A 16,689-nucleotide genomic window follows, 5' to 3' on the forward strand; every position below is an offset into this window, starting at 1 on the left:
CGTCTTCTGGATAACACCGATGTTGATGGAGCCATTATGTTTCAGATTTTCACCGACCTCGCCAGCTGGCTGGTCTATCAGCAGTTGGGACTGAGCCCACAAACCAGGCTGGGGGATGCGCTGCATTTCTTCGTGGAGGATGTGAGCAAGATCTTTGCTCTGTTGCTGGTGATGATCTACATCGTGGCCATGCTGCGGGCCTCTCTGAATGTCGAACGGGTGAGGGACTATCTGGCTGGCAAGCACAGAGGGTTGGGCTATCTTCTTGGCTCCGGCTTTGGTGCCATTACCCCCTTCTGCTCCTGTTCGAGTATCCCGGTGTTCCTCGGCTTTACCTCAGCCGGTATTCCGCTCGGGATCACCATGGCCTTTCTCATTACCTCACCGCTTATCAACGAAGTGGCCGTCCTGTTGCTGGTCAGTCTGCTGGGCTGGAAGTTCACCCTGATTTACGTGGTGGTCGGCATGGCGGTTGGCATGCTGGGTGGGGCGTTTCTGGACAAGATCAAGGCCGAGCGCTGGCTGGCCGATTTTGCCGCCGAGGCCCTCAAGCAAGGGCAGCATCAGCAAGGCGATATCGTCCAGCCGCATGCCGATGCCCCGAGCCTCTCGCTGGCCAAGCGCCATGCCTTTGCCAAAGAGGAAACCCTCACCATCTTCAAACGGGTGTGGCTCTGGGTCATTGTCGGTGTGGGGCTCGGTGCCGCGCTTCATGGCTTTGTGCCTGATGGTTGGCTTGCGGCTCACCTTGGGGCCGGTCAATGGTGGTCAGTTCCGGCTGCCGTGCTGATCGGCATTCCCCTCTACTCCAATGCGACCGGGGTGATCCCGGTGATGGAGAGCCTGATCGTCAACGGCTTGCCCATCGGCACCACACTGGCATTTTGCATGAGCACGGTGGCGGCCAGTTTTCCTGAATTTATTCTGCTCAAACAAGTGATGAAGTGGCCATTGCTGGGCACCTTGCTGCTGGTGCTGCTGGTCTCCTTCACGCTGGTTGGGTGGGTGTTTAACTTCGTATCGCCGTTAATTTCTTGATGAGGAGTGTGAGATGAAACAGGTAAAAGTGCTGGGCATGGGCTGCGCCAACTGCAAGAACACCGTTCAACTGATCCAGCAGGTGGTGGATGAGCTGGGGGTCGAGATCCAGCTTGAGAAAGTCGAGTCCTTGCCCGAGATCATGAAGTACAAGGTGATGTCTACGCCAGCTGTCGTCATCGATGACAAGGTGGTACATGCAGGTGGGATCCCGGCCAGAGAGGCAGTGCAAAGCTGGTTTTAAATCGATAAGAAACAGGTGTTCAGGGAGGCAGCATGGCCTCCCATTTTTATAAATAAATTGTTTTTAATCATGTCGTTATAAACACCATGGCGGTGTCTTTGGATGATGTCTCTTGGCTGTACCTTGCCTGAGTTTTCACAAGCACGAGGGACGCTAGGGGCGGTGCGCGTTTCATTGATCCCCATCGAATGCAGGTACTCACACATACATTAAGGTTTTTGCGTATTTCTTTGATCATACCCACATCATCATCATTGGTATGGGCCTATGGTTTTTGGATAACTCACCGAGATGAAGGAGTATCCGTATCATGATGCAAACTCATGAAATTGAGCAGATGTGTGTCGTTGCCAAAGGTCCCAATCATGGGCCTGCCCCGATCCCTCAGGAGGGGCAGTGGATCAAGGTCAAAGAGGTGACCGATGTGTCCGGCCTCACTCATGGGGTGGGTTGGTGTGCCCCTCAGCAGGGGGCATGCAAACTCACGTTAAATGTCAAAAACGGCATTATCGAAGAGGCGCTCATTGAAACAATTGGCTGCACCGGAATGACGCACTCCGCAGCCATGGCTGCCGAGATCCTTCCTGGCAAGACCATTCTGGAAGCCATGAACACGGACCTGGTTTGTGATGCCATCAACGTTTCGATGCGGGAGCTGTTTTTACAAATCATCTACGGGCGTAGCCAGACTGCCTTCTCTGAAGGGGGGCTCCCTATTGGTGCGGGTCTGGAAGACCTGGGTAAAGGGTTGCGCAGTGTGACCAGCACCATGTACGGCACAAATCTGAAAGGCGCCCGCTATCTGGAGATGGCAGAGGGATATGTCACTGAATTGGCGCTTGATAGCGACAATGAAATCATCGGGTACAAGTTTGTTCAGCTTGGCGTGATGATGGATCACATATCGAAAGGTATGGGGGCTGAGGATGCACTACGGAAGGCAACGGGCACTTATGGCCGGTTTGCCGAGGCAGTTAAAACTATCAACCCGCGCAAAGAATAAGGACAAGACCATGGCACTCTTTGAAGGATACGAGAGACGTATCGCACAGATCACCCCATTCCTTGCCAGTTATGATATCGCCTCGCTGGAGGCCGCCGAACAGATTTGTCTGAAGCAAGGCGTCGATGTCAGGGCAATCGTCAAATCCATCCAACCCATTTCGTTTGAAAATGCTGGCTGGGCCTATCTGATTGGCGCCGCAGCGGCACTGAAAAAAGGTCAGGTATCGGCAGCTGACATCGCACAGACCCTGGGCGAAGGTTTGCAGGCTTTCTGTATCCCTGGCTCTGTCGCCGACGATCGCCAGGTGGGGATTGGGCACGGCAACCTGGCGTCAATGTTACTGCGTGAAGACACCGACTGTTTCGCCTTTTGTGCGGGCCATGAATCATTTGCCGCGGCAGAAGGGGCGATCGGTCTGGCTCGTTCAGCAAATAATGCCCGGACAAATCCGCTACGCGTCATTCTGAATGGCTTGGGAAAAGATGCAGCCCAGATTATTTCGCGGGTCAATGGTTTCACCTACGTTCAGACCGAGTTTGATTACACCACCGGCAAGCTCAATATTGTTCGTGAGAAGGCCTATTCGGCAGGGGAGAGAGCGGCGGTTCGCTGTTATGGCGCGGATGATGTACGTGAAGGTGTGGCTATCATGCACCATGAGCAAGTCGATGTCGCCATCACGGGCAACTCCACCAACCCCACGCGCTTCCAACATCCGGTGATGGGTGTCTACAAAAAAGAGCGTCTGCTTGAGGGCAAGAAATTCTTCTCTGTGGCATCAGGTGGCGGCACAGGTCGGACACTTCACCCGGACAATATGGGGGCTGGGCCAGCTTCTTATGGCATGACCGACACGATGGGGCGTATGCACTCGGACGCCCAGTTTGCCGGTTCCTCCTCGGTTCCTGCCCATGTGGAGATGATGGGGTTGATCGGCATGGGGAATAATCCCATGGTGGGCGCCTCTGTCGCGGTTGCCGTTGCGCTGGAGCAGGCAATGAAAGCATAAAACATGATGGTTGATTGATGCCGCCACTGATCAGATATGGATGAGTGGCGGCATATTAAATTTATGTAGAATAATTTGGTTTCATCTAATTACCTGAATCTCGTTCGCCAGACATGCCAAATTCTATCGGTATTAATGTATAGAATACGCTGGCCTTATTATTTTTAAGTGCATCAAACATAAGGTTGACTTCGCTCTCCGTTACTGCGAGTGTTACTTCCAATGGTTGGTCTGATAGTTCGAAAAAATGAGCAGAGTGTAACCGACGATCATGTCCCAACCCTTCATTAGCCGCTAATAATGTTGCTCCCTGGATACCGAGGTTTTTCGCTTGTTCAACCAACCATTGTGCTAATGGTTTACCCTGTATTGAACGATCTTGCCTAGTGTAAAAAGTTAATTGATAGCCGTTCATAAATTCTCCAGTCATAGACGTTGCAACATAGACATCGACCACATTCCTGCAATGGTCATCACCAGTGAGCCGATTACATGAACACCAATGGCGGCCCCGGCCCAGACGAATCGTCCCGCTTGCAGTAATGAACTCACTTCGGCAGAAAATGTGGAGAAGGTGGTTAACCCACCGAGAAAGCCGGTGATCACCAGCAGGCGCCATTCAGGGGAGAGGGCCGGATTTGCCGAAAAGAACGCGATAGCGATTCCAATCAGATAGCCTCCCAGCAAGTTTGCAATGAGAGTCCCCGGGGGAATTGTGGGAAAGAGTGCATTGAGCGCTGTTCCCAATAACCACCTTGATATGGCGCCTAGTGAGGCACCACAACTGATGGCTAGAATCGAATTAAGCATATCATTTCGTCCTTTAGTGCTGAGACTCCAGGACAGTGGTGCATATAGCTACGCAGCCCTGACCTGGACTGAAACGTAGGCATCATTAGCCACAGTGGCGGTTTGTGTGCTTATGCATATGGAGGAATGCCATCTCCATGCACATTGTATCTCGCATTCAAAGAAAGTCCATCTTGCCTATCTGGCGATGAATATCGAATCTAGTTATATTTATCTAACGGATAGACAAGTACAGGGGTACGAAGTGTTTTGATAAGCTGAGTCGCTAGTGAATAGTCGATCAAGTGTTGATGGTGGCCAATAACTAACAAGTTTATTTCGTGTTGCTCTAACAGGGTTTGAAGGTCATTGCTGATATCATCGGTCAATAGCGTTTCTATCTCGGGCATTATGTCTGTGCTTAATCGCCATTCATTTATCTTTTGTCTTATCGCTCGTTCTCGGTCACTGATTGAACTGCGTATATCCACGTTAAGAACGCGAGCATTTTCTTTTTGATTGAAAATGACATGGACTAAAGTCAATTTCCCATTTAATGTTTTTGCCAACGCTGTTGCATACTGGAAGAGAACATGTTCTCCATCCACCCCTTGCAACATAAGCATGATGTTATCTCTCACAATGCTACCCATCTGTTTGTTTTAAACTCAGAGTTTAGCTATATCAACAAGCCCTATAATAATCAAGCCTGCACTAATCATAATTCGTAAGATAATGATTTTTTATAACATGAACCAAACTTAAATAGTTATTCCGGTTTGGTGAATTCGTATCGAAGAGTCTTGGATATATGCCTATCGGTTTTGGTCTTGCATCAACAGAGTGACTTGGATAGCCATGGATTTACCATTCTGTATCGAGCTCGTTCATATATTCCAGAGTGGCAGCCCGTGCAAATAGATGAAGATATCTTGCTTGGACATAAATCACCGCTGATGGGGGCATCGGGGCAACATTCAGCAGTGGAGTCGAAGCGGGTATACCTCTGCGGAGAAACAGCGGTTGATCCTGTGGGCGAAAGAATAGAAGCCATACCGCAAGTGGATTGCGCTGCTCGGCCTGTATACCGGCGCGAGAGCCAATAAGATCTGTCAGCTGTACGCGGGCGATGTGCAGCAGGTCGATAAGGTGTGGTGCCTGAACATCAGGAATAACCGTCCAGACCAGCAGCTCAAGACGGCTAAAAGTGCTTGCCTGATCCCGATTCACTCCTCGCTGATTGCTGGTGGCTTTATCGACTTTGTGCAGGAAAGAGCAGGGGCTGTTGTTCCCTGAGTTACCTCATCGACAAGACGGTGACAGCCATCTCTGTGGCAGTGGTTCAGTCATCAGCGCCCCGTAGACAAAGACTTCCACAGCCTGCGGCATACCGTGGCAAACACGTTCAAGGATCATGGTGTATCGCTACAGTATGCGGCGGCGAGCTTGGGGCATACCAAGGGTGCCATCAGTGCTCGAACATCCGATCAGGGCTATATCCTGGATGGTTTTTTATAACAGGGTAAAACTACTGGCCTATCAGTGTCGTGGCTCAGCCACTCTGATGCAGTTACGGCCGGATGACTTGGCGGTGTAGAGCGCGGAATCAGCGAGTTTTACCAGCTCTGATGGCTGCCGGTGATCCGATGGCCTGAGGCAGGCGACACCCATGCTAACGGTTACCAGGCCGGTGGCATTCTGTGCGTGTGGCTGCGCCAGTGCAAAAATGAGCCGCTGTATGTGTTGGGCAATCTCGTAGGCGGATTGATGCTCGACATGTGGCAACAGGATGACAAATTCCTCTCCGCCGTAGCGGGCTACCAACTCCCCCGAGCGGCGTCCGGATTGTGCCAGGGTATGGGCCAGCAATCGAAGGCACTCGTCACCGGCAACGTGGCCATAGAGGTCGTTGAACTGCTTGAAATGATCGATGTCGAGCATGATGAGTGCAATTGGCATCTCGGTATGCAGGCAGCGCTCCCAGGCCTGGTTCAATGAGTTGTCGAACAGACGGCGGTTACCAATGTTGGTAAGCCCGTCGGTATTGCTGAGCGCTTCCAGTTTCCGGTTCGCTTCCGCCAGCTCTTTGGTTCTGAGTTCGATAATGAGCTCCAGTTCATGCTGGCGCTCCTCCAGATTGGTCATCGGGTAAATCTCGTTCTCGCGAGCCAGACCGTAAGGGATGGAGATACTGCTGTGAGCAATTTTCCATTCCATGGCTTCATGCCGAAAGATCAGCACCAGCCGGGCAGTTTGCCGAGACAGGATGGGTTCTGATTTTGGTAGATGGATATGGAAGAAGGCGGTGACAGCCACCACGTCAGCGGCCAGATCTTGCAGGGCTACATCGAGTATGTCCAGGCGGATCCTGTCCGGGATCTGGGCAAAATCGCGGCGAGTTATCCGAACCCACTCTTCTCGATTGGTAACCAGAACATCGCTGCTGCCTGCAAAACCGCTGAAATTGTCGCTAAAACGTGTTGTGAGCCGGTCATCCCGTGATGAATACATCTCGATGTACTCATCAAACAGTGAGCGGATCAACTGTTCCCGTTCAGTGGTCATTGCGCTGGATCCATGTGAAGTGGTCACGTTCTTTCAAACGTTCAAGTTAATGATAGTTAAGTTTGTTATTTGATTTGGCTATCTATCTTGATTTTTCTCGATTTCTTGTTCGATTTCCTCAATTGGCAAGTGTCCGTGGGGTCAGCCATAAACCCTGCCACAAACAAGGCTCCATGGAGAGGATTATCATGGCTGTCGGGTGAATCTCCTCTTCAGATCTATTGCGCATCGGGTTGACCACCGGTGTCAGACAGGCGGGGCTGCGTGCAGATCCCCAGACTGCACGCATCAGGTCACCCCATGTGCCTCGCGGCGATCAATGGTTGGCGAGATAGGGGCTGATATCCACCTCGTCGATGAGCTCCGGGTTCATGTAACGCTCGGCATAGCGCAGGTAGACGCCGGAGCGGAGAAAGAGAGCAAACAGTTCGGGGTCGATATGGTGATCCTGCTGCATGAATCCCATGATGCGGATCGCCTCCGAAAGGGACTTGGCTTTCTTGTAGGGGCGATCGCCGGCGGTCAGCGCTTCAAAGATATCGGCGATGGCCATCATGCGGGCGGGGATGCTCATCTCGTCCCGTTTCAGTCGCTTGGGATAACCGTTGCCATCCATCTTCTCATGGTGTCCCCCTGCGATTTCCGGCACCTGTTTCAGGTTGGCGGGGAAGGGGAGTTTTTCGAGCATGATGATGGTCTGGATCATGTGCTCATTGACCTTGTAGCGCTCCTCGTCGGTGAGGGTGCCTCGGCGGATGGCGAGGTTGTAGAGCTCGCCGCGGTTATAGAGGTATTCGGGGGTGTTGACCTGAAATCCCCAGGGGTTGTCAGGGGCAAGGCGATCGCGGTTGCTGCGGGTGAAGAGGTGATCCGGCCGATCGGCCAGCAGTGGTTCGGTGACCGGCAGCGGTGACGCCGCGACCCGCTGTTTGCGCGCCAGCTCATCCTGAGAGATGCCAATCCGATCGGAGAGCGTGCGCTGCCAGGTACGGCCTGCGATCTGCTGCAACCTTGTAATATCCTCCGTGGCCATAAATTCGCCCCCCTCGTTGCAGCGAGCGATGAAGGCAAACTCCTCATCCAGTTGTTGCCACTGCTGTTGCAACGTGGCCTGTAACGCGAGGTCATCACCCCCATGGAGTCGCGCCTGCCAGTAGGCAATCTCGGCATCCCGTTTCAGCACTTCAAAGCGCATCCTGACCTCGTGAATGCGATCGCACAGAGTTTCCAGCTTGGTGGCCTTGTCGACCACAAACTCCGGGGTAGTGACTTTGCCGCAATCGTGCAGCCAGGCCGCGATATGTATTGCTTCCCACTGTTTTTCATCGAGCGAGAAGTGCTGGAATGGCCCCTCCCGGGCCTCACATGCCGCTTCTGCCAGCATCTTGGTCAGTTCGGGGACTCGTTGACAGTGGCCACCGGTATAGGGGCTCTTGGCATCGATAGCCCCTGCGATGAGCTGGATAAAGGCTTCCAGCAGATTGCGCTGCTCCTCCAGCAGTCGCTGGGTAGTCAGCGCCACGGCGGCGGTGGAGGAGAGCGCTTTGACAAAGGCCATCCGCTGCGGAGTCAGGGACTTCTTCCGTTCATCGATCAGAAACACCAGGGTGCCGAGCAGTAGGCCATCACGGTTTTTCAGGGCTATCGGCCAGAAGGTCAGCGGCGTGTCGCTCTCCTCGATGTAGGGGAACAGGATCTGCAATTCGCTGGAGACCAACGCAACCGGTTCCAGTTCCACCCCTTGCAAGCTCTGGAACAGTGGATGTGTTGGCTGATTGAGGGTTCCGATACTGTGGGTCGGCGTTTGCTCCTGCACCTCGCCATTCCAGCACAACCCCGCCAGATCCAGCGTCTTGTTGCCGCTATCGGAGAGATAGAGCATGCAGCCTGTTGCACCGGTCAGTTGCTGCATTTCGGTGAGCAGCCGCACCAGCAAGCGGGGGAAACTGGTCTCGCTGGAGAGGGAGGTGGAAAGCTGCAAAAAGCGCTGAATGGTCGATTTCATGTCGCCCATGGCCTGGGAGAGATCGATGATTTCAGCAATATAGGTGTTGACCCTGACTGGCTCGTTGAAGTCGAAGTGGGCTATTTTTCCTGCTTCTTGTGTCAGGGCATCGAGGGGCCTGGCGGCGGTTCTGGCCAGCTTGATGGCCGCGAACAGCGCAAGGATCAGGAAGATACCCGACAGAAGGAAGGTCTGATTGCGAATGGTGATGGCCTTGGCCAGCAGTTCATCGACAGGCGCGGCAATCCAGAGTGATAGCCGTGATTCATCCGCTTCCGGCAGCTCAACATGCATACCTTGCCAATCGCGCTCTTCTGATTGAAACGTCAGTTTATCCATATGCTGACGTTGGCTGGCATCGATCAGATGTTGCAGCATGGGAAGGTCGGCTTCAGTGACTTTGGCTAGCCGATATGCCCCCTTCTCACCGTGAATGATCATCCCGCCTTTATGGCTGGTGATCAGCTCCCCCTGCTCATTGACAATGGCCAGCCGCATATTGGGGGTGATCATGGCAGATTTGAGCAAGTGTTCGATGGAACGCAGATTTAGGCTCACTCCGATGATGCCAGCGCCGTTTTGCATCGGTTTGGCAAAGCTCAGGTACATCTCCTGAGAATCGAGCGAAATATAGGGGGGCGTCTGCACCAGTCGTCCGGCCTGCTTGGCCTGAATAAACCAGGGGTGTTCTCTTGCATCAAATGTGAGCCCTGATACCTGTTTGTGCGCGATGATGGCGAGGTTGTCGGCCAGCGCGAAGATATCCGTGAGGGTGGCTGCCTCCAGATGCCGGACACTTTGGACGATCCAGCGGGTATTGGCGGGAGGCGTCAGGTGTTGCACATCGGTGTCGGTCGGCCAGCGCATCAGCCAGAACATATCGCCGTTGTTGTAACCGGCATAGACCCCGTTGGCCGAGGGCTGTCCTGTTAGCAGGGTCGCCATATAGGGGATGTTCGCCATGCGTGCTGCCAGGGTGCCGGCTTCGGTCAGGCGCTGCTGGGCGAGCAGATTGACACTCAGGGCCGAGGATCGGAACAGCCCTTCCAGCTCCTGCGTCGTCAGTTGGCCAATCAGGCTGAATCTCTCTTCCGCCTCATTCATCAACATGGTTTTGGTCTGCTGATATTGGTGACCAAGGGTGATCAGGGCAAACACCAGCAGCAAGCCCAGAAACAGGTGGGCAATGTGGACATACAAGGGGATAACGCGGCGAATGAGATTCATGTTATCTCCTTAATGGATGGGACGGCGGGATGGGACATAAAACAGATAACCCAACGGAATAATGGATGGCTTCATGGTGTTGGCCCTTCTTGCTGCATGCATGAACAATTTCCCATTGTGTTAAACCGCCAGATGACGATGACCAGATGACGATGAATAGCAGGGTGGTGATAAATCCATCGTGTTTTATTCGCGCATCGCAGAAGAGGAAAATAATCCACGGCGATGTCATGGCGGGGCACGAGGACGTGGACCCGGCTCACTCTGGATATGGGTTGAAATCCTCTTTTTGCGGGAAGTGCGCCGAGATATTCAGCAACCGGGTCTCTTCATCGAGCGACACCGTTACGGTGGCGCCATGGGCTTCCAGCATGATTTTGCCATGGTAGCCATTGCGACTGCGCGCATCTTTGTTATCAGAGGAGGGGGATTTATCGAACAGAGACAAGGCGTGGCTGAGATCCAGCAAGGTCGAGCTATCAATATTCAAGATAATGCTGTCAGGATTTTTCAGACAGACAATCTCCACGCAGGAGGAGGGGGTTGCATGTTCGCAGGCGAGTCGTATCAATATTTGAAAGGCGGAATAACAGAGAAATTCGTCACCAGCGATGAACAGCTCGTCATAGAGATAATTTTTGGGTTTGGTCAGCTTGATATCGAGCTTTTTTCCGGCATAGAGATTTTTGAATTGCACCGAGAGCCGGTTGAAAATATCAAAGAGCTGGACTTTACCCGCTTTCAACACAAAGGAGCCGGTTTCAATCTGGTAGATCTCGGAGGCCAGACGGGTCAATGCCAGCGCATCGCCCACCGATTTTCTGGTGATGGAGAGCTGGGTTTTTTGGATCATGTTGAGCGTCGGGTCGCCGGCCAGCTCTTCCAGCAGGTGTAGCGCATTGAGCAGCGGCTCCCGGATTTCATAGCGGATATTGAACTCGAGGCTCTCTTTGAGCGCGTTGAGCTCAAGCATCTGATCGAACTCTTTTTGCAGATCTCTTCTGGCATGCACCAGCCGCATCAGATTGGCAATGCGAAAACGCAGCATCTCGACGTCGATCGGCTTGGTGATAAAATCGACGGCTCCCAGTTTCATCGCCCGTTTACGGGAATAGATATCATCCAGTGCCGTCATAAAGACGATGGGGATGTGCTCTGAGTGGGGATGTTCACGCAAAATTCTGGCGACATCGAATCCGTTCAGGTTGGGCATCATGATATCGAGCAGCACCAGATCGGGTGGATTATCCGACTGGCAGATCCTGATCGCTTTCTCTCCATCCTTGACCAACTTGAGATGAAACTCTTTGCGAAATACCGAGGTGATCAGCATCAAATTATCTGGAATATCGTCAACCACCAGAATGGTGGGGCTGTCCTGATTGCTGGCGACCAGATCGCTGTTGGAAACACGGTGCAAACGGCCGAAGTCGAATTGCGAATGTGGGTGCTGCGATTGATTGGTTGCCAACAGCAGCCGGGTGATCCTGGTTTTAAGGGTATCGGGCTTGAGCGGGGTCAAAATAATGTCAGAGACTTTCGCCTGGACAAATTGTTCGATCAATGGGCGATCGGTCCCTGAGGTCAGGGTCAAAAAAGGCAGTGTGTGGTGAGGTGCCGTGCTGCGGATATTTTTCAGCAGCGTGAGCAGATTCGTAGAGTCTATATCGATATTGCAGATGATCATGGCGGCGGGGCTATCAGCCATGCACCGCTCCAGCGCCTCGACACTCTCCACCACCGTAATCTGGCTTATGCCAATGGCACGTAACTGATGGCAGAGTGCATCGCTGTGCACATTATCTTTTTCCAGCACCAGCGTGGGCCCGGAAATTATTTTTGCTATGTCCATATGGCTATCTGATGTGCCCATCTGTCGCTGTATCCTGCCAGCTCATTTTGAGCATGATAATATAGGGTGCATGACCCTGGTCAATCGATACCTCTGCTACCTTGCGCTGGAAATATCAATCAGCAAGCTGGCACATCCCCCAACGGGATAACGAGATCAATCTGATATCACCACGGCTGTTGGCGCGGACCCTCTTGTGATGCGCGCCGCCGCCACTCTCCCATATCCGCTTTTTCCTTTTATCCGGTTTATCCCTTGCCACGTGCTGGGGCGGGCATGGTGGTGCGCACATTTCAACCGGGTTGTCGTGGCTGCCAGTTCGGGGATCCGTTATGGTGTGAGGAAGGCTGGCAAGGGCCGCCATCCTCCATCTTGGCAGGGAGAGTCACGAGATATGGAACATCTTGCCCCGGACGCAGATCGTCCTCTGGTGCTGCTGGTTGATGATAAAACTGACAGCCACAAGGTGATGAATGGGCTGCTCGGTGAGCGCCTCTATCACCACGTCTTCTCCTGTGAGGTGGCGCTGATGATTGCCGGGCAGAATGAAGAGGCGTGCCGCATACCATGAAATCCCGTCTCTGGCAGATTGCCGCCGTGCTGTTGCTCTCCCTGATGGTGGCCACGCTGGTCGATGCCTTCTATCTGGAGCTGGAGCGGCAGGAGTATCGCCAGTCGCTGGATACCCGCATTCAGCGCGAGGGCGATAATCTGCAGCAACTGACCCTCTCAAGCAAGGGAATGGGGGCGGTGCAGCTGGCTGGCCGCCTCAACCGCGAGATCCAGCAAGCATCACTGCTCGAGCGGGGGGAGCTCACCCCCAGCGAAGCACTACAGGTGCTGGCACAGGGGGTGAAGGCCAATCATGCCTTTGTTACCAATAAAGCAGGGGTGATTGTCCGTGATTGGGATGCGCTTGGCAGGCATGTCGTCGGGCAGGATGTGTCGTTTCGCTCCTATTTCAGGCAAGGGATCCAGGGGCTGGAAACGGTGGATGCCGGGGTCAGCCTCAATACCGGCAAGCGGATGATCTATGTGGCGGCGCCGGTCTCTCACGATCGGGCGCAAGGAAGCGACATTACCGGTGTGGTGGTGGCGCGCTACGAGATGACGCTGCTCGATACCTTTCTGGCCGGGTGGGGCAATGCCATCGGCTTGCTGGTCTCGCCCGACGGGGTGGTGATGGCCAGTAACAAGAGCGACTGGCAAATGGCGGTGGTGGGGCCAAACTCTGCCGTCAGGCAACAGCAGCTCTTTGCCTCTCGCCTCTATGGACACTACTTTGCACCGGATCGCCAACCGGTGATCCTGCCTGCACTCGATGGCAGTGAGGTCAGGATTGGGAAGGATAGCTATCTGGTGAGCCGCATGCCCATCGAGTGGCACGATGCCAAAGGGCAGTGGACGCTGCTGCTGTTGGGCAATGTGGATCTGGCCGTGTCAGGATGGCGGCGAGTGGCCTTGTTCGGTACCGCCCTGTTGATCTGTCTGATCTCTGCGCTGCTTTGGCAGGGGCGGATGTTGCGTCGCCGCAGCATTCGCGAGCGCAACAAGCAGTTTGCCTTCCAGCAGGCGTTGATCGATACCCTGCCACATCCTCTCTTCTATACCGACAATCAGGGCCGCTTGCTGGGGGTAAATCGCGCCTTTACCAGCGCATTTGGTGGTGCCCGCCCGGTCGAGGGCAAGCGGCTGGCGGAGTTGCCGCAACTGGCCGGACTGGATGCGGTGGATGAGGGCAACACCTTGCAGAGGGTGGCGGGCAGTCAGGCCAGAACGCAGCATGAGGTGCGTCTGCTCTCGCCGGATGGCCGCCCGCTGGACATGCTCTATTTTCTCTCCGGGATCGAGCTTGCCGAGAGCGAGCGTAGCGGCGCGGTCGGCAGCCTGGTCGATATCACCCCGATCCGTGCCGCCGAGCAGGCCATGCGGGAGGCCCATGATCGGATTGCGGCGGATCGCCAGCGGCTGCATGAGAGCGAACAGCGGATCCAGTCCATGGTGCGCAACGTGCCGGGCATGGTCTATCGTTGTCTGCCCCATCACCCCTGGACCATGTTGTTCGTCAGCGACGAGGCGGAAAAATTGACCGGCTATCCCGCCAGCGATTTTGTCGGCGTAGGCAACAGCCGCGATTTTGGTGACTTGATCCATCCCGACGACCTCGAACTGAGCAACCGCAACACCATCGAGGCCATTGCCGAACATCGGCAATATATCAACGAGTACCGCATCTTCGATCGTTGGGGTCAGATCCGCTGGGTCTACTCCATCGGGCTCGCTACCTATGATGCCGAGGGCAGGGCCGTCTATCTGGACGGGATCATCTTCGATTTCAGTGACCGCAAGCAGGCGGAGGCCGCCATGCTCGAAGCCCGACAGATCGCCGAAGATGCCACCCGAACCAAGAGCGAATTTTTGGCCAACATGAGCCATGAGATCCGCACACCGATGAATGCCATCATCGGCATGGCCCATCTGGCGCTGCAAACCAGTCTCTCCCCCGAGCAGCACAACTATGTGAGCAAGATAGACAGAGCGGCGAACAACCTGCTCGGGATCCTCAACGACATCCTCGACTTCTCCAAGATGGAGGCGGGCAAGCTGCAACTGGAACAGGTGGATTTCCGGCTCAACGAGGTGTTCGAGTGGCTGGCTGATCTGACGGCGTTTCGGGCACGGGAAAAGGGGCTGGCGTTGCTGTTCGATCTGGCCGGTGATCTGCCTGACCGTTTGCGCGGCGATCCCCTGCGGCTTGGCCAGATCCTGCTCAACCTGACCAGCAATGCCATCAAGTTCACCGAGCAGGGAGAGGTGATTGTCCGACTGGCCCGCAGTAACGAAAGTGCTGGCGAGATCTGGCTGCAGGGCTGTGTGCAGGATAGCGGTATCGGCATGACGGCCGAGCAGTGCCAGCGTCTCTTCCACTCCTTTGAGCAGGCCGACAGCTCGACCACCCGCAAATATGGTGGCACCGGCCTTGGCCTGGCCATCACGCACAATCTGGTGCAACTGATGGACGGGGAGATCCGGGTGGAGAGCGCCCCGGGGCAGGGTAGCGAGTTTCACTTCCGTATTCGGCTTGCGACCGTGGCGGATCTGGGTCATGAGAAAGAGCAACGTGTGGCCATACAGCTGGCGCCGCAGCGAGTGCTATTGCTGGAGCCGCGCCCTGCTTCGCGAGCGGCCATTCTCCACCAGCTGGCGGCGCAGCCCGTTGAGCTTGTCTGCGCGGACGAGCCCGCCGCGGTGCTGGCACTGCTGCATCAAGGCATCGCGGCGGGCAAACCCTGTGATCGAATAGTGCTGGGCTGGCAGGAGGGGGATAGCTGGTTGCCAGCGGTGCTGCAGGAGGTTGCCTCGCTGGCAGTGCCGCCCGCGATCTTGCTGATCACCTCGGGCGAGCCCGCACTGGTTGCCAGCCATGTTGCTGCGCAGGGGTTGCCGCTCTGTGATGTGCTGGCCCATCCGTTTACCCCGCAGGCACTGTGTCAGGCACTGCGTCAGGCGCAGGGGGGCGACGCCGTGGGGCGGGAGGCGTTATCGGGTGCAAGCCCCCATCATCAGCTGGCGTTGCCCGGTCATGGACTGGCGGGTGCTCGTCTGCTGCTGGTGGATGATAACGACATGAATCGGGAGGTGGCGTTGGCCCTGTTGGGCAAGCAGCAGATCACGCTGGTCTGTGCCTGTGATGGGGCGCAGGCGCTCGCTCTGCTGGCGCAAGATCGCGGCTTTGACGGCATCCTGATGGATTGCCAGATGCCGGTGATGGACGGGTATACCGCGACCCGGTTGATCCGCGCCGATCCGGCGCTGGCCGGGATCCCCATTATCGCCATGACCGCCAGCACCATGGCCGGAGATAAAGAGAAGGCGCTGGCGGCAGGCATGAATGACCACATCGCCAAACCCTTGAATATGCCGCTGTTGCTGGCGACCCTCTCGCACTGGATCACACCTGCCAGACCGCTGGCGGCGGCCAGCAAGTGGCAGGTGACTGACGATGCGACCCCTTGGCAAGGCGTGCCCGGTCTTGATGTGCAACGGGGCATGGCCGTGATGGGGGGCGACAGTGCGCTCTACCGCAATATGTTGCAGCGCTTCTGGCAGGGGCAGCAGGGGTTTGCAGCCAGTTTCCACTCGGCGTGGGTGTCGGATGACAAGGTTACGGCCCGGCGTCTGGCTCACACCCTCAAGGGCAGTGCCAGCACCATAGGGGCGACCGGTGTGGCGGAGCAGGCGGCGCTGCTCGAGCGCGCCTGTGAAGAGGGTGATGATGCAGGGGTTGCAACCCGCTTGCCATCCCTGATGGCCGAGCTGATGCCCCTGCTGTCTGGGCTGGAAGCCGCGCTGGCAGATCCCTCCGTGACGGTGGCAGCCACCCGGGGCATCGATGCCGAGATGCTGGCGGCGCAACTGCAGCAGTTGGGAGCCTTGCTGGCACAGAGCGATGCCCAGGCGTTGGCGCTCTGTCAGCAGATAGAGGCTGAACTGGCTGGCAGCGCATCGCCGCTGCGGGCTGCATTTCAAGAGGTGAGCCAGGCGGTCAACGAGTTCGAGTTCGATCAGGCGCTGCAGTTGCTGGCGCCACTGCTCGGCTGATGATTAACACGCATCTCGTTTGTCATCATCATCCCTGCTAATTTCTTTTGGTCGCCATTGAACAAGAATAATTATCATCTTTATCGATGGGGATGGATATTTACGCTCTGGTTAATTACGCAGGGTGACGTGAAGGTAAATAGTGTGAATGCTGGCGGTAACATCTGTAACCGGATGAGCGAATACATCGCATGTTAAATATGAACACTATGTTATAGGCAGCCTTTCACCTTCTCTTTTCTCTCACAATTAATTTGAATGCAGATTCACGCCGATGCGTAAACATATGCGCGAACGCGATATTTTACTCACCAGCATGCGAGGCAATACAGAGTGGGTGAAGTCATGGTGA

At 55.1% G+C, this 16,689-nt stretch carries 13 protein-coding genes and 1 riboswitch; of the genes, 7 read left to right on the plus strand and 6 right to left on the minus strand.

Annotated features, from left to right (window positions below):
• Window positions 1–36 precede the first annotated feature (36 nt).
• The 4 genes from BSP75_RS20975 to BSP75_RS20990 all read left to right on the plus strand — a co-directional run bounded on the left by BSP75_RS20975 (window position 37) and on the right by BSP75_RS20990 (window position 3,297).
• A complete protein-coding gene (locus BSP75_RS20975) occupies window positions 37–1,038 on the plus strand; it encodes a permease (RefSeq protein ID WP_075114537.1) in 1,002 nt (333 codons plus the stop codon).
• A gap of 13 nt (window positions 1,039–1,051) precedes the next feature.
• Window positions 1,052–1,282, plus strand: a complete 231-nt coding sequence (locus tag BSP75_RS20980; RefSeq protein ID WP_058051857.1) for a thioredoxin family protein — start codon at window positions 1,052–1,054, stop codon at window positions 1,280–1,282.
• Between the two features lie 310 nt (window positions 1,283–1,592).
• A complete protein-coding gene (locus BSP75_RS20985; protein WP_042062682.1) occupies window positions 1,593–2,285 on the plus strand; it encodes a nitrogen fixation protein NifU in 693 nt (230 codons plus the stop codon).
• A gap of 10 nt (window positions 2,286–2,295) precedes the next feature.
• The gene (locus BSP75_RS20990; protein ID WP_075114538.1) at window positions 2,296–3,297 is read left to right on the plus strand and encodes a GGGtGRT protein; all 1,002 of its coding nucleotides are present in this window, start codon (window positions 2,296–2,298) and stop codon (window positions 3,295–3,297) included.
• Window positions 3,298–3,382: 85 nt separating this feature from the next.
• Here the strand turns inward: BSP75_RS20990 and BSP75_RS20995 are convergent, their stop codons facing one another.
• The 3 genes from BSP75_RS20995 to BSP75_RS21005 all read right to left on the minus strand — a co-directional run bounded on the left by BSP75_RS20995 (window position 3,383) and on the right by BSP75_RS21005 (window position 4,712).
• Window positions 3,383–3,712 (minus strand): DUF190 domain-containing protein, encoded by a 330-nt coding sequence (locus BSP75_RS20995; protein ID WP_075114573.1) that lies wholly within the window; start codon window positions 3,710–3,712, stop codon window positions 3,383–3,385.
• Window positions 3,713–3,723: 11 nt separating this feature from the next.
• Complete coding sequence (crcB, locus tag BSP75_RS21000; protein ID WP_075114539.1) at window positions 3,724–4,107, minus strand: fluoride efflux transporter CrcB; 384 nt, start codon at window positions 4,105–4,107, stop codon at window positions 3,724–3,726.
• A gap of 69 nt (window positions 4,108–4,176) precedes the next feature.
• A riboswitch (Fluoride riboswitch) is annotated at window positions 4,177–4,253 on the minus strand.
• 54 nt (window positions 4,254–4,307) lie between these two features.
• A complete protein-coding gene (locus BSP75_RS21005; protein WP_075114540.1) occupies window positions 4,308–4,712 on the minus strand; it encodes a universal stress protein in 405 nt (134 codons plus the stop codon).
• Window positions 4,713–4,868: 156 nt separating this feature from the next.
• Between BSP75_RS21005 and BSP75_RS22180 the strand changes: the two genes are divergently transcribed.
• Window positions 4,869–5,192 carry a Wadjet anti-phage system protein JetD domain-containing protein gene (locus BSP75_RS22180; protein ID WP_362859557.1) on the plus strand — a complete coding sequence of 108 codons (324 nt, stop codon included), beginning with the start codon at window positions 4,869–4,871 and terminating at the stop codon, window positions 5,190–5,192.
• Between the two features lie 433 nt (window positions 5,193–5,625).
• Here the strand turns inward: BSP75_RS22180 and BSP75_RS21015 are convergent, their stop codons facing one another.
• The 3 genes from BSP75_RS21015 to BSP75_RS21025 all read right to left on the minus strand — a co-directional run bounded on the left by BSP75_RS21015 (window position 5,626) and on the right by BSP75_RS21025 (window position 11,591).
• Window positions 5,626–6,651, minus strand: coding sequence for a diguanylate cyclase (locus BSP75_RS21015; protein ID WP_075114541.1), 1,026 nt, complete (start codon window positions 6,649–6,651; stop codon window positions 5,626–5,628).
• A gap of 316 nt (window positions 6,652–6,967) precedes the next feature.
• A complete protein-coding gene (locus BSP75_RS21020) occupies window positions 6,968–9,883 on the minus strand; it encodes an HD domain-containing phosphohydrolase (protein ID WP_075114542.1) in 2,916 nt (971 codons plus the stop codon).
• Between the two features lie 259 nt (window positions 9,884–10,142).
• Window positions 10,143–11,591, minus strand: a complete 1,449-nt coding sequence (locus tag BSP75_RS21025) for a response regulator (RefSeq protein WP_171971613.1) — start codon at window positions 11,589–11,591, stop codon at window positions 10,143–10,145.
• A gap of 538 nt (window positions 11,592–12,129) precedes the next feature.
• On the opposite strand from BSP75_RS21025, the gene BSP75_RS21860 reads away from it, so the two are divergent.
• Together BSP75_RS21860 and BSP75_RS21030 are read left to right on the plus strand one after the other, a co-directional pair.
• Complete coding sequence (locus BSP75_RS21860) at window positions 12,130–12,306, plus strand: hypothetical protein (RefSeq protein ID WP_171971614.1); 177 nt, start codon at window positions 12,130–12,132, stop codon at window positions 12,304–12,306.
• Complete coding sequence (locus BSP75_RS21030) at window positions 12,303–16,337, plus strand: ATP-binding protein (protein ID WP_075114544.1); 4,035 nt, start codon at window positions 12,303–12,305, stop codon at window positions 16,335–16,337. Before BSP75_RS21860 ends, BSP75_RS21030 begins: the two co-directional genes overlap by 4 nt.
• The last annotated feature ends 352 nt before the right edge of the window (window positions 16,338–16,689 follow it).

It is taken from the genome of Aeromonas sp. YN13HZO-058, from assembly GCF_001921245.1.
In the GTDB taxonomy this organism is placed as follows: Bacteria; Pseudomonadota; Gammaproteobacteria; order Enterobacterales; family Aeromonadaceae; genus Aeromonas; species Aeromonas allosaccharophila.